The organism is Tolypothrix campylonemoides VB511288_2 (genome assembly GCF_045999855.1).
Taxonomy (GTDB): Bacteria; Cyanobacteriota; Cyanobacteriia; order Cyanobacteriales; family Nostocaceae; genus Scytonema; species Scytonema bouteillei_A.
Map to the genome: position 1 here is coordinate 34718 of NZ_JBFPMW010000006.1, position 14536 is coordinate 49253.

At 41.5% G+C, this 14536-nt stretch carries 14 protein-coding genes; 12 read left to right on the forward strand and 2 right to left on the reverse strand.

All coding sequences use genetic code 11. The features are described 5' to 3' along the window. The first annotated feature begins 137 nt into the window (after positions 1-137). The 12 genes from ltaE to AB0756_RS19365 all read left to right on the forward strand — a co-directional run bounded on the left by ltaE (position 138) and on the right by AB0756_RS19365 (position 13400). Positions 138-1163, forward strand: coding sequence for a low-specificity L-threonine aldolase (gene ltaE, locus AB0756_RS19310; RefSeq protein ID WP_038073317.1), 1026 nt, complete (start codon positions 138-140; stop codon positions 1161-1163). Between the two features lie 124 nt (positions 1164-1287). Further along, complete coding sequence (locus AB0756_RS19315; RefSeq protein ID WP_038073320.1) at positions 1288-2535, forward strand: FAD-dependent oxidoreductase; 1248 nt, start codon at positions 1288-1290, stop codon at positions 2533-2535. Continuing rightward, entirely contained in the window at positions 2532-3353 is an 822-nt protein-coding gene (locus tag AB0756_RS19320) for an alpha/beta fold hydrolase (protein WP_050046571.1), read from the forward strand. The genes AB0756_RS19315 and AB0756_RS19320 overlap by 4 nt, the downstream gene beginning before the upstream one ends. 48 nt (positions 3354-3401) lie before the next feature. Next, positions 3402-4736, forward strand: a complete 1335-nt coding sequence (locus tag AB0756_RS19325; protein ID WP_050046572.1) for a cupin domain-containing protein — start codon at positions 3402-3404, stop codon at positions 4734-4736. A 105-nt stretch (positions 4737-4841) separates the two neighbouring features. Further along, positions 4842-5258, forward strand: coding sequence for a DoxX family protein (locus AB0756_RS19330; protein WP_038073323.1), 417 nt, complete (start codon positions 4842-4844; stop codon positions 5256-5258). Between the two features lie 376 nt (positions 5259-5634). Continuing rightward, on the forward strand, positions 5635-6171 hold the full coding sequence (locus tag AB0756_RS19335; protein ID WP_050046573.1) for a Crp/Fnr family transcriptional regulator: 537 nt from the start codon (positions 5635-5637) through the stop codon (positions 6169-6171). Between the two features lie 12 nt (positions 6172-6183). Then, positions 6184-6378, forward strand: coding sequence for a heavy-metal-associated domain-containing protein (locus AB0756_RS19340; protein WP_038073325.1), 195 nt, complete (start codon positions 6184-6186; stop codon positions 6376-6378). A gap of 114 nt (positions 6379-6492) precedes the next feature. Next, positions 6493-6780, forward strand: coding sequence for a hypothetical protein (locus AB0756_RS19345; protein ID WP_038073327.1), 288 nt, complete (start codon positions 6493-6495; stop codon positions 6778-6780). A gap of 123 nt (positions 6781-6903) precedes the next feature. Continuing rightward, positions 6904-9264, forward strand: a complete 2361-nt coding sequence (locus AB0756_RS19350) for a heavy metal translocating P-type ATPase (RefSeq protein ID WP_038073329.1) — start codon at positions 6904-6906, stop codon at positions 9262-9264. Between the two features lie 141 nt (positions 9265-9405). Then, complete coding sequence (locus AB0756_RS19355) at positions 9406-12024, forward strand: iron uptake porin (protein ID WP_050046574.1); 2619 nt, start codon at positions 9406-9408, stop codon at positions 12022-12024. A gap of 11 nt (positions 12025-12035) precedes the next feature. Continuing rightward, positions 12036-12449: a prephenate dehydrogenase dimerization domain-containing protein gene (locus AB0756_RS19360; RefSeq protein ID WP_050046575.1), complete on the forward strand. Its 414-nt coding sequence runs from the start codon at positions 12036-12038 to the stop codon at positions 12447-12449. A gap of 108 nt (positions 12450-12557) precedes the next feature. Next, positions 12558-13400, forward strand: coding sequence for a pentapeptide repeat-containing protein (locus tag AB0756_RS19365; protein WP_167844803.1), 843 nt, complete (start codon positions 12558-12560; stop codon positions 13398-13400). A 207-nt stretch (positions 13401-13607) separates the two neighbouring features. Here the strand turns inward: AB0756_RS19365 and AB0756_RS19370 are convergent, their stop codons facing one another. Continuing rightward, complete coding sequence (locus tag AB0756_RS19370) at positions 13608-14183, reverse strand: SRPBCC family protein (protein WP_038073332.1); 576 nt, start codon at positions 14181-14183, stop codon at positions 13608-13610. After that, entirely contained in the window at positions 14168-14503 is a 336-nt protein-coding gene (locus tag AB0756_RS19375) for an ArsR/SmtB family transcription factor (protein WP_038073334.1), read from the reverse strand. The genes AB0756_RS19370 and AB0756_RS19375 overlap by 16 nt, the downstream gene beginning before the upstream one ends. Between the last annotated feature and the right edge of the window lie 33 nt (positions 14504-14536).

Sequence of the window (14536 nt, forward strand, 5' to 3'; positions counted from 1 at the left end):
GGGCTATAAGCTGGTCCCCAGGACGTAGGAAACCTTCTTACAGCACTAGTCTCACCGCCTACTTTCTCTGAACTCACCATTAGCCATTAGCCATTAGCCATTAGCAATTAGCAATTAGCAATTAGCAATTAGCAATTATGATTGACCTCCGCAGTGATACAGTAACGCAGCCAACTCCTGCCATGCGTCAAGCTATGGCTTCTGCTAAAGTTGGTGATGATGTGTACGGTGAAGACCCTTCTGTCCGCCAGATCGAGGAATATGCGACCCATCTCACGGGTAAAGAAACTGCATTGTTTGTTCCCACAGGTACAATGGCAAACCAAATCGCATTAGGTGCGCTTACCAAACCTGGTGATGAAGTGATTATAGGTACAGGTAGTCATTGTTACCTTTATGAAGGCGGTGCAGGTGCTGCTCTCAACGGTTTGCAATTTCAAACTGTTGGTAACAATGGTCGATTTACCGCTCGTGATGTTAGTGCTAGTTACAAACCGGATAACCATCACCAAAGCCCAACAACTGTTGTTGCTTTTGAAAACACCCACAACCGTGGTGGGGGATGGGTTTGGGATATTAATGAGTTGCGATTGTCTGCATCTGTTGCTCGCGAATATGGAATGTCACTCCACTTAGATGGCGCTCGTATTTTTAACGCTGAAGTGAAGAGTGGAGTGACTGTCAAAACCTGGTCGGAACCATTTGATACCGTCACGTTTTGCTTATCTAAAGGTTTGGGAGCACCTGCGGGAAGTGTTGTTTGCGGTTCTAAAGAGCAAATTCATCGCGCCCATCGTTTGCGGAAGATGTTTGGCGGTGCTATGAGGCAGGTAGGAATTTTTGCTGCGGCTGGTATGTATGCGCTAAAGCATCATGTAGAACGATTGGCAGACGATCACGCCAACGCTCAGTTATTGGCTCAGATGTTAGCAGAGACATCCGGTATTGTTCTCGATCCTGTAACGGTAGAAACAAACATTATTTGGTTTCAATTAGCACCCGATGTTCTTGACGCTCCAACTTTGGTAGCTGCTGCACGCGATCGCGGCGTGTTTTTGAGTTCTTCAGGGAAGCGAGCCGTTAGAGCCGTTACCCATCTTGATATTACCCGAGATGACTGCGTAATAGCAGCTGGAATAGTGGGTGAAATTCTTGCACAGTAAACGTTAGCGGTTGGTTGTTATTAGTTATTAATTAGTCGTTAGAAAATTTTTTAGTTGCTACTAACCATTAACTACTAGCCACTAACCACTAACAATTTCCTAATTAACTTTCCGTACAACGGATATGCAAATAAGTGAACGTATCATTATTGACATACAAGAAACAACGTGCTGTATAGTTGGAGGTGGTCCAGCAGGAGCGGTTCTAGCACTGCTCCTAGCACGTCAAGGAATTTCTGTTACGCTACTAGAAGCGCACAAAAACTTCGATCGCGACTTCCGAGGCGATACAATTCATGCAGGAGTCATGGAAATTGTAGAAGAACTTGGTCTCGTTGACCGATTGCTTCAAGAAATTCCGCATAATAAAACAGGTCAAATTCAATTTGTAACTCCTCATGATGCGATCGCGTTTGCCGACTTCAGTCATTTAAAGAGCCATCACCCTTACATCACAATTATTTCTCAGATCAATTTTCTAGAATTCATCATTGCTGAGGCAAAATGTTACCCTAACTTCCAGTTAGTTATGGGCGCTAATGTACAGCAGTTGATTGAAGAACATGGTAAGATTTGCGGAGTTCGCTATCGCGGACAAGGAGGATGGCATGAAGTACGAGCAGAATTAACCGTTGGTGCAGATGGTCGTTTTTCTAACATTCGTCAACTCGCAGGTATAGACCTTATTCAAGCGGCTCCACCAATAGATATTTTGTGGTTTCGCTTACCCCGAAACCCGGAAGAGCCAAAAGGTCTCAAGGCACGCTTTTCGAGTGGTCGTGTTTTAGTACAGACAGTAACGCCTACCTCTGACAAGTGGCAAATTGGTTACATTATTCCTAAGGGTTATTACCAGCAACTTCGGACTAACGGTATAGAAGCATTGCAAAAGTCTCTTGTCGAAGTTGTGCCAGAGTTTAGCGATCGTGTGGAGCATTTAAAAGATTGGAAGCAGGCTTCACTACTGACAGTTATAGTAGGTCGTGTTTCCCGATGGTATCGCCCTGGATTACTTTTGATTGGTGACGCTGCCCACGTACTATCTCCTATTGGTGGAGTTGGCATTAACTATGCAATTCAAGACGCTGTTGTAGCATCAAATATCATCAGCGAACCTCTTAAGGAAGGATATTTAAGGCTAACTCACTTAGCACAAGTACAACGCAAACGCCAGCTATCCATAAAAATTATTCAGGCGTTTCAATCTTTTATCCAGAGCCAAATTACTGTCAGAGCCCTCAAATCCGAAGGAACATTCAAACTACCGTTTTATATGCGCCTACCGCTCTGGCGAAACCTACTTGCAAGCTTGTTAGCTTACGGCATTTCACCACCTCATGTAAAGAAGCGATCGATGACCCGCAACCAATGACAATCTTAACTAACAATAAGGAATCTTTTCATATGGAATCCCGCATCCTCAATTTTCAAAACGGTAAATTCTCTATCAACTTTCTGCAAGGTGGTTCTGGAACTCCACTCTTATATCTTCATAGTGCGAGTGGATTGCAAACAGGAGAATATTTAAATCTTCTCAGTCAGAATTTTCAGGTATATGCTCCTTGGCATCCTGGTTTTGGCCCTTCAACGGGAGAAGAACACCTTAGCGATACAGTGGACTTAGCGCTTTATTACCAGGACTTGATGGACGAACTAGAAATTGAATCAGCCTGTGTAGTCGGTCATTCCTTTGGAGGTATGTTAGCAGCAGAAATCGCTGCTCTTTGCCCAAATCGAGTTAAGAAACTGGTATTGGTCAGCCCGCTTGGTCTCTTCCGAGAAGATTTACCAGTGCTTGACTTCTTTTCTGTCAGTCCAGACAAACTTGTCAATGCTTTATGGCACGATCCCAGTTCCAAAGTATTTCAGCACGCTCGCGCTACTGCAACATCGGAAACGCCACAAGTCGATTTAGAAGCTCAAAAGCAGAGATCTTTTGCAACTGCCAAAAAGTTCCTTGTTCCATTTTCCAATTGGGGGTTAAAACATCGCATTAACCACATTCAAGCACCTACATTAATTGTCTGGGGAGAGTCAGATGGACTTGTACCTTCAGACTATGCTCGAGATTTTTGCTCTCAAATCCAGCAAGCACAAGTCACTTTACTTCCAAACTGCGGTCATTTACCGATGTTTGAGCAGCAAGACAGTTTTATATCCACTGTCACAGAGTTTTTGCAAAAAGCGTAGTACATCAACTATTAGACTTTTTGCACCACCCATTCTAAGGAGAATTTTATGCATACGGAAACAGAGCTAAACCAGGAAAATACTGGGGAACAAAATACGGGTACTGAAGATGCGACATCCCAAGTCGCTTCTCAAGAACCATTGATACTTACAGATCAAAATCGACCTGGATATTGGCTGGTAGGCGATCACCCGACTTTTGTCGCCACTGGCGAGCAAACTAACGGGGAATATGCACTCTTGGATTTTTACACAGTACCGCAGGGCGGTCCTTTTCCCCACATTCACCGACAAGAAAACGAGTTTGCATATATTCTTGAAGGAGAAGTTTCTTACCAACTCAATGACCAAGTCGTCACTGCTACTCCCGGAACATTTATCTACAAACATCAAAATGATACTCATGGATTTCTTAATTTGGGAGATACAGCATCACGTCATTTAGAGTTTGTTTTTCCTGCAGGCTTGGAACAAGCGTTTGCAGAAATAGGTGTTCCCGGATCGGTTACATCCCCTCCCCCCAATGAAATCCCTCCTGCTGAGGCTTTAGATCGATTTTCAGGTATTTTAGCCGAATATGGTGTAGAAACATTAGACTCAATTATCTTCCACTCATCTGAATTCAACAAAACAAGGACTGGCGATCCGCAAGTTACTTTACTCCGTCCTGGGGAAGCAGAAGGAGAGGTCAGTGCAACACTTGCTCTCAGTAATGGTCTCTCAGTAGAAGTTGACTTTGCTGATGGTCAGAGAACTCAGACAGTAGCTCTTCCCATCTCTTCCAATACAACTGATGATTTGAGATTGACTATTACTAACCCCACAAATGGCGCTGTTGTTGGGTTATTACAAGATGAGGCTGTTCTGAGTTTTGCTGACGATGGCTCTTACACTCTAAAGAATGGAGATACACCTGAAACTACACCAAAATTAGAGCCCAACAACGAACAACGTGAAAAGTACTGGTTGGGAGGCGATCTTTATACTTATGTTGCTACAGCTGCTGACACAGAAGGAAAACTTTCACTCTTTGATGTTTATGTTCCACCCGGTACTGACAATGAAGATTTAATTTCTGCTCCTACAGATAAAGGATTCTTTGTTTTGGAGGGGAATGTCACCTTCGAGATGGAAGATCAATCCTTTACTGCAACTCCCAATACCTACGTCTTACTTCCTGAAGATAAATCCTTTGCTTTGACAAACCAAGGAACTTTACCTGCAGAGGTACTTATGTTTACAACAACTTCTCCCACAGCAATTGAAAGTTTTATCGCCAGCATGGGTACGGCTGGAGATATCTCTAATCCTCCACCATCTATTTTAGAACCTACAGTGACATCTGACATAAGTGCAATGATCGCTACAGAATCCATCATGTAAGCTCGTTGTTCTTCCCAAAGTATTGCCTAAAGATGAGTTCAATGAAATCGTAGAACAACTCAATGTTTCCGGCTCGCTCAAATTAAAAACTTGTTCAAGGTTCATATGCTCAAAAAGTACATATCTCTGGTTGCAAGATCTTCCCTGTCCTTGATTTTTCTCGAGTCTGGTGTCAATAAAATTCTGCATCCCGTTGCTACTCAAGAATTTATGGCTGCTTATGGTATGCCTCAGACAGGCTTCTTTTTAGTGAGTGCAATTTTGGTAGAATTGGGTGCTGGATCGTCAGTTTTACTGGGTTATAAAGCTCGTTGGGGAGCGATCGTGCTAGTTTTGTTCCTCATTGCTGCTACACTGATTTTTCATACCAATTTTTCCGATCCCATGCAGCTAGGTCAATTTATGAAGAACTTAGCTATTTTAGGTGGATTGCTGATGATAGTTCAATACGGACCTGGTGCAGTTAGTTTTGACACTCGATCTAATTTATCGAACTCAAAAAGTCAAATTGTCCGGTATTAGCCTAAATACTCAGTACATTTGATTACTGTACTGTTCTCAAATTCCTCTTTAGCAGTTTCTAGTTTCCAGCGATCGCTTATTTTTGCAGGCTTGTGAAGCCTTGATTCTCCTAAAGCATCAGTACATTAATCTTACACAGCCTAGTTTCTTAATTAAGACGTTGTGTATAAAGCGTCTGTAAAACAACAAAAGCAAACTTTGCACTTTTAGAGAAACTGGGTTTTCCCACCAAGTTGAAGACTGTATAGATGTTTTAGCGCAAAAGACTCGCACGACAAAAAGTGTGTTTCAGACAACTGAAACCACAATCTGTTCTGAAAAGCTGACTTGAGAGAACTACTTGCTTATCCACGAACACCTTTTGAGGATTAGAAAAATGAATGCGATTGATACTGATGCCCTCAACCAATTCAACGATCTGCCTTTTTTCTCTATACCACAAACTCAGCGACAAAAACTGTTTTCTCATGGTAAAGTACGCAAAGTTCAATCTGGCGAAAGATTGATTGAAGAAGGCACTACAGAGCCAATTCTTCTCATCCTTTTTGAAGGAGTCTGTCAAGTTCGCAAACTAGCACCAGAACATGAATTGAGCCAATTTCGAGAAGTCACTTTACGGCGTACACTGGCTCCTGCAATTTTTGGTGAAATGTCTTTTCTAGAGAGTAGACCTCATTCATCTTCTGTAGTAGCGACAACATCTTGTTTGGTGTGGGAGTTGACTTCTGAAGCTTTTCACCGATTTATGGATGGAAATATTAATCTTGGTATTGCTCTAAAGCGCAGTTTTAGTTATTTGATTGCACAGCGTTTGCGTGAGGCTGAAACAGCTTTAGCCGCTATGCTTGTCTATCAAGATACAGTTTCCCTGAAATACAACGACATTAGTTTTGATGACGGTTCGCAATCCTAAAAATACATAACTATGGCATTTCAATTAACAATTCCAAAAATGGCTTGTTCTGTCTGTGCTGATAAGATTACTAAAGCAATTCAAGCCATCGATCCTAACGCTACAGTGCTCACAGATCCAAGACTAAAGCTTGTAAGTATTGCCACAAAAGTATCAGAATTCACAGTTAGGCAAGCACTAGTCAGAATTGGTTATCCTGCCATTTAACAAGTATGAAGGATAAAGGATGAAAAATGAGTTTTACCCTTCATACTTCATACTTTACCTTCATACTTTATACGTCACCCTTCACTCTTCACCCTTAAAGGAGCCAAATAACTTATGGCAACCGTTTCATCTTTATTTCGTAAATACCATCGACAACTATCAATCATGGTATCCATACCTCTAATGTTGATGGCTTTAACTGGAACTGTTTCACCCATTTTGGAAGAGATGCATTTTGACACTGCAGTTAAATTCATCCGAAAAATTCATAGTGGGAAGATTTTTTTTGGTTCTGGTTATGTAGTTTACTCAGCTTTAAGTGGTTTGGCATTGTTAGGGTTACTGGTGACAGGGTTTAGCATGCTACGGATATTTGGGCGTAAAAATATCAAGAGACAGTAGTAAGTTATTGTGCTAGCAAGAGTACCGAAAGAACGCATAATACAGTGACTGGTGACCCAAAGGGTCACCAATTCCCAGTCACTCATTTACTTAATAACATCAAATTCAAAGGGTTAATCTCACATGGAAACTCTCACATTAAAATTAAGTGGTATGAGTTGTGCTGCTTGCGCCCAAAGTGTTGAAGCAGCAATTCGTTCTGTACCTGGAGTATTGCAGTGCAATGTGAACTTTGCTGCAGAAATTGCTACTGTTCGATACGAAAAGTTGCGAACAAATCTCGAAAAAATTCAAGCTGCGATCGATGCTGCTGGATACTCTTCTTACTCTCAATCAGATGAGGTCATAAATACTGTTGAAGAAGATGCAAAAAGTGCAGCTTATTTGGCAAAGTCACGCAACCTTACACGCAAGTTGATATTTGCCAGTATCCACAGCATCCAAATTTTTTTAGGATCGCTACCACATATGATGGGATTGCACTTATCTTTTATTCCAACAGTCTTAAGCAATCCTTGGGTACAGTTACTGTTAGCAACTCCCGTACAATTTTGGTGCGGTGCTTTCTTTTATCGTAATGCATGGAAAGCTTTTAAAGGTCGAAGAGCAACAATGGATACATTAGTTGTTTTAGGGACGAGTGCAGCTTATTTTTATTCCCTATTTGTGACGCTTTTTCCCGATTTATTTATATCTAATGGTTTAATGACTGATGTATATTATGAAGCTGCTACAGTTGTTATTACTTTAATTTTGTTAGGTCGTTTGTTGGAACATCATGCCAAAAGTAAAACCTACGAATCTATACGTAAATTAATGGGGTTGCAACCCAAAACTGCTTGTATTATCCGCGATAACGTAGAAATTAATATTCCAATTCAGGAAGTAGCTGTTGGTGATGTTATCTTGGTACGTCCGGGAGAAAAAATTCCGGTAGATGGAGAAGTGATTGATGGAATTTCTTCTGTGGATGAAGCTATGATTACAGGTGAAAGTATGCCTGTAAAAAAACAACCGCAAGATGAAGTTATTGGTGCTACAATTAACAAAACCAGTGTGTTAATATTCCAGGCAACGCGAGTGGGACGCGATACAGTATTGTCCCAAATCGTGAAGCTAGTGCAAGAAGCCCAAGCGTCGAAAGCACCAATTCAGCGTCTGGCAGATCGAGTGACAGGATGGTTTGTACCAGCAGTTATCGCGATCGCGAGCATCACATTTCTCGTCTGGTTTAGTATTGTCGGTAACCTCACCCTATCCTTAATAACAGCAATAGGAGTGTTGATTATTGCATGCCCTTGCGCTTTAGGTTTAGCAACTCCGACATCAGTTATGGTAGGAACGGGCATAGGTGCAGAACATGGGATTTTAATTAAAGGAGCTGAAAGTTTAGAACTAGCGCACAAAATACAAACGATTGTGCTAGATAAAACTGGAACTCTCACAGAGGGAAAGCCAACTGTGACCGACTTTTTTACTGCTAAAGGTACCCAAGACCAGAACGAACTTAAACTTCTACAAATGGTTGCGGCGGTAGAACAAGATTCCGAACATCCCTTAGCTGAAGCAATAATCAAGTACGCAAAATCGCAAGGTATTGATACGGTAAAAATTCAATCCCTGCGAGCCAGAAATTTCCAAGCATATCCAGGGATGGGTATTCAAGGTGGAGTTTCAGGTTGTTTGGTTCAAATTGGAACCCAACGTTGGCTAGAAGAACAAGGTATTAATACATATAGATTCCACAAACAAAAAATCATTTTAGAAGCAGCAGGTAAAACCCTAGTATGGATTGCGGTAGATGGATCGATTCAAGGCTTAGTTGGAATCTCTGATGCTTTAAAACCTTCATCAAAAGAAGTTGTAAGAGTACTCCAAAAAATGGGTTTAGACGTTATCATGCTGACTGGAGACAATCGTGCATCTGCGATCGCAATTGCTCTACAACTGGGTATCAAGAGAGTGTTTGCAGAAGTGCGACCCGATCAAAAAGCTCAAGTCATTCAATCTCTGAAATCTGAGAGGAACGGGAGACAGGGGGAACGAGAGAAAGGGGGAAGAGTCGATTTACAATTATTCCCCCCATCTCTGACTACCCCATTCCCCCAATCTATTGTTGCTATGGTAGGGGATGGGATTAATGATGCACCAGCCCTTGCACAAGCAGATGTTGGGATTGCCATAGGAACCGGGACAGATGTTGCGATCGCCGCTAGCGATATTACCCTCATATCGGGCGATTTAGAAGGAATTATCACAGCAATTCAGTTAAGCCGTGCGACTATTCGCAATATCCGCCAAAATCTGCTTTTTGCCTTCATTTACAACCTTGCTGGAATTCCCATCGCTACCGGAGTTCTCTTTCCATTCACCGGTTGGTTGCTAAACCCAATTATTGCAGGAGCCGCAATGGCTTTTAGTTCATTTTCCGTCATTACTAATGCCTTACGCCTGCGTACATTTCAACCCAAAATTTATTTTTAGGTTAGTGGTTAGTAGTTTGTCGTTTGTCGCTTACTACAGTCGCAATCATTTGTTATGAGTCATTAGACCTCAGCGGTATAACAACTAATTACTAACCACTAACCACTAACCACCGACCACTAACTACTAATCATTAAACAAATGACTTTAAGACATCGTTTTCCCAATTTATCTGTTATTGGTAGCTTAAGTCTTCTTGGTATAGTTACCCAACAACATCCAACTCGTGCCGAAACAGACATACCTGAAAACATTCCTTTTGAGAAAATTTTAGCTGTCGAGACAAATTTACCTTCTAAGGTATTAGCACCTTCTAGAACAGTGATATATGCTCGAAAAAAATCTCAACAAAATCAGCTTTTTACCGCAGAAGCAGTTATATCTTGTGGATTTTCCAACACAAATTTAGCGTGCTCCAATAAAAAAGATGAAAAATTTTCTCCTACAAATATAGAGTTAAGAAACCAGGAAGAAAATATCCAAGAAACTGAATCGAAAAGTTTGGCACAATTAATGATTGAAAAATCAAAAACTTTAGAAAGTAAGAATCGTGAGTGGAGAGTTACACCACAAAATAAAAATCTAGAATCTTCTTCATCTCCATACTCTCTACGTCCATATAAAAGAAAGAATTCAAAAGAAAATTTCTCACAATTTTCCAATCTTAATGATTCTGTAAGATTCTTTTCAGAAACTGCTACGACTTCCAAACCTTTAAAATCATCATCCGAAATGGCTGATTCTACAAAAAAATCTTCATCTCAATCTTCTCTTCCTTACTCTTTACGTGCAAAAAATCTTGTTGATTCTGTCAAATTCTTCTCGGAGGAATCTCCAATCGTCAACTCTTCACCAACTCAAGAAGTTTTTGATTTTACACAAGTTTCTACAAAAATATATTCAGAAAAAACTTTCAGTGCGCCTTATTCTTTACGTCCATACAGTAGTAGTTCAAGAGAAGGAATTTCTGAAAAAAAACCTACTATCTTAGAATTAGTTGAACTTTGGGAACCCAAAGATAATATAGCTTCCGTTGCCGATCTTACTACCACAACCCCAACAGACAAAGATAACACCATATTAGAGCCAAAAAAAAACTCAAAGGAACAACCCATTTCCAGTTCCTCTAAAGATTTATCATTAGATCTGACAACAAGAGAAGCCCCCAATACGAGTGTTCTTCCCATTGAACAAACTGTTCCCAGACAAATAGATACAGTCAACCGCAGAGATTTAGATAACCAACAAATAGCAGAAGTTGAGATAACGCCTGTCAGTCAACTAGAAGATCGGCAAATATCAGAAGTTGATATGACCCCCGTCAGTCAACTGGATGATATCCAACCATCTGATTGGGCTTTTCAAGCACTTTATTCTTTAAACGATCGCTATGGTATTAATAAAACCAATCCAAATGGTGGATTTCGAGGTAACCGAGCCTTGACTCGTTATGAATTTGCCAACGCACTGCAAACAACAATTGAGCAAATCAACGAGCTTGTAGCACAAGGGAATACCCCCGCTATTTCCCGTGATGATATAGCTATTTTAGAACGCCTTCGGGAAGAGTTTGCTGCTGAGTTAACTAAGTTACAAGGGCGTGTAGACACATTAGAGGTTCGTACTTCTGAATTGCAAGCCAACCAGTTTTCAACAACAACCAAGTTAACAGGTCAAGTCATCTTTGGTGTGACGGGAGGTAGTTTTAGTGGCGATCGCATTGTTGACGTGACAGGGAGAGAAATTACGACAAAACAACCCAATCCAACCTTTGTTTATCGAGCAGCTTTGGATTTTAACACGAGTTTCAGTGGTTCTGATTTGTTAAAAATCCGATTGGATGCAGGAAGCGATGGTGCGGATGATAATGCTGCAGGATTTCTTGAACCCAGCCTTGGTAGCGTTTTGGATTTTGCTGCAAAACCTCCAGTAGAACAATTGGGTATTTCCCGTCTCTTCTATACTTTCTCTCCTCTTAAAAACGTAATTCTTTCCCTCGGTCCAAAAATAGTTCTTAGCGATTACATAGACACAAACCGCTACGCCAACCTCAGCTTTTTAGATTTTTCCACTCAAGCATTTGTTAACAACTATCTTTTGTTTCCAGTTCAGGGCTTGGGTGCAGGTGCTGTCATTAGTTGGAACCCAGGCGATGGTCCTTTTACAGCACGAGCAGGTTATATAGCGGCGGCTGCTAATGAACCAACTTCAAGAGATTCGACTTCCTTTGTTCCTGGTATTTTTCCAATAGGATACACTCTTTACCCTAATGGAGGTAGTACTGGGGGATTCTTTGGCGATCCCCATCAAGGGATAGCTGAAGTAGAATATGCGCCCTCTAAAAACTTTGCAGTTCGTCTCCAGTATGCTTTTGGTAATATTTTAGGTGGACAATTTAATGTCTTTGGAGCCAACTTTGAATTAGCTTTGTCAGATCGATTTGGTGTCTTTGGACGCTACGGTCATGCTAGTTATAAAGACACAAGTTTTGGTGATATCAGCCCCACTTACTGGATGCTAGGTCTGGCTTTTCCCGATCTATTTGTGCGAGGTGCTAAAGCAGGTATTGCTGTTGGTCAGCCCTTTATATCTCGTGATGTTGGTAATGCCACTCAAACTAATTTTGAAGCTTTTTACAACTATCCCATTAGCAACAATATTCAAATTGCCCCAGTCATACAAGTCATTACAAACCCAGGCAATCAGGAAAGCAATGGTACCGTTCTTACAGGTACACTCCGCACAGTGTTTTCTTTCTAAGGCTATTAGATATGATTGAAAAGGATGGTGGTAACCTCATCGCCTGCGAACCGCAAGAGCACGACAAAATTATGGTCGCTATTCAGGCAATCCGCAACTTTACAGCATTGAGTCTCGGTATTTTCTCGAGTCAAGAGAAGATCGATCTCCCTCGCAATCTTAACTTCTCTAGCCCGACGTTCCGTCTAGAAATTGGTTTAGTTAGCCGCTCGTTGACTCAATTTGCATCAATGATAGCAGATATTTTGCTTGCAACATCAGAACGACAGCAAGCCATTGAGAGATTGTCAGCAACTTACAGTGAGTTAGCGCAATTGGTAGTTCGAGGCGATCGCGATGCTTTAATCCATAAGTTTCAAATAGCCTGCAATTATTTTGCCGGAGAAATTGCCATGACAGTAGAAGAAAGTCATCATGTGCTCTAAGCACTCAGTGTACTAGTAGCTGCTAAAGGAGCCGATCGCAAACAAAGCAAGCACGCAAACTAAAAAACTGTTGACCGAGCAAGCCGCTTTCTAAAAATTCAGTATTATATGAAACACAATTCACTCAAAATTTATCTAAATGTTGCAATCGGTAGTATGGCTCTAGTCACAACTCCAGTATATGCGGCAAATCCCATACATATCCAGCAACTACTAACAACAAAAAAGTGTGTTAAATGCAATTTATCGCAAGCTAACCTACAGGGAGCAGATCTGGATTACGCCAATCTTCAGGACAGCAACTTATCAGGAACTATTTTATCAGGAGCTAACCTTCAGTATGCTAACTTTCAAAATGCTAATTTGTCTGGAGCCGATTTGATACAAGCTAACTTGTCAGAAGCTAATTTCTCATCTGCAAATCTTCAGAAAGCTAAGCTTTCCCAAGCAAACTTATCATCGGCGAGTCTTCAAAAAACCGATCTATCCCAAGCCAATCTTGTGCAAGCTAATTTATCGCGAGCTATCTTTTGGCAAGCCAACCTGCGACAAGCTAACTTATCCAAAGCCAACTTGTGGCAAGCCAATTTATCGGTTTTAGGTAGCCTTCAGCAAGCTAATTTAACAGGAGCTAAGCTATGGCAAGCTAATCTACGACAAGCAAACCTACAGGAAGCCAACTTTACACAAGCCGATCTTTCACAAGCCGATCTTACATCAGCACGCATTCAGAAAAGCAAGCTGTGGTATGCTAATCTGTCGCAATCGGTTCTTGAGGGAGTTAACCTTCAAGAAGCAGATCTTGAGGCGGCTAACCTTCAGGGGGCAAAAATGCCCAATGGTGAAATATATTCTTCATCTGCTCCCAGTATCCCTATTCTTCATATTCTTCTCAGTACTTTTAGCATTTTTGGCGCTGCGATCGCGTTTTGGCGACTGGCAAAAAGTTAATAAAATGCTAATTGCTAATGGCTAATGGCTAATGGCTAATGGTGAGACTAGCCCTGTAGGCGGGTTTCCCTCGCCCTGGGGACTGGCGTTTGCGAAGCGTGCGCTCCCCCCGTTGAAGCAACTGCCGTCCACTCTTCTAGAGTGAGGGCAATTAATGTGTAACTTCACTTAGAATTGGTATAACAATTAGCCATTAGCCATTAGCCATTAGCAACTAACCATTTGTAGCAGAGATTCCAGTTTATGTTCCCATCGGCTATTTAAAAATGACGTGAGGATTACGCTTGTATTTGGACTTGTTGCGAACGCTCCATTTAATAAAGAATTAAACGTGGAAGTTCGTTCCCTCAATTCCTGAGTTCTTGTTTCAGGCATATAAGCTAAAGCAGTTGTTCCATATCGGTGATTTAAATTACCAGTGTGAGAATACTTTGGTTGGGGTGATTCTGTAGGGAGCGATTGTAGAATTTTGTGTTCCAAACGCAATTGAGTTCCTCCTTCCTGTGGTTCTAAAATCCACGTGACTGTGGAAGGTCGGGACATAAATCTGTCCTGCCACGTGTAGGAAAGACGGTTTGGCTCATCTAATTCAATCACTTCACAATCAATACTTTCATTTAGACCGGGCAATGTAGAGTCTTGAAATTGAAATTTATGCCCCACTCGCGGCTCAAAATTATTTTCCATTAACCATGCAGCCAAGGCACGGCGGTTGGTAAGCACTTGCCAAACCTTTTCGGGCGGGTATGGATAGAAAATTTCTTTTTTTAAGTCTCGGAGCATATATTGTCCTCTAAGTAATTGCCTAAGGCGTCTAGTTTTTGTTGCCAGAACTGCTCGTAATCGGCAATCCAGTTAGAAACTTGCCGAAGAGGTTCGGGATTGAGTCGATACAGACGCTGTCGCCCCGCTTTTCTCATTTGTACTAAGCCAGCATCACAAAGCACTTGTAAGTGTTGAGAAATAGCTGGCAAACTCATGGCAAAAGGCTCAGCTAACTGTTTAACTGGTTGCTCCCCAGTCAGTAACCGATCTAATATTGCCCGTCGCGTTGGATCTGCGATCGCTGCAAAGACATCGGCACTAGCAGCAGGTCTACTCATTGATTACCCTGTAGCTAGAAAACTCGAAGATAT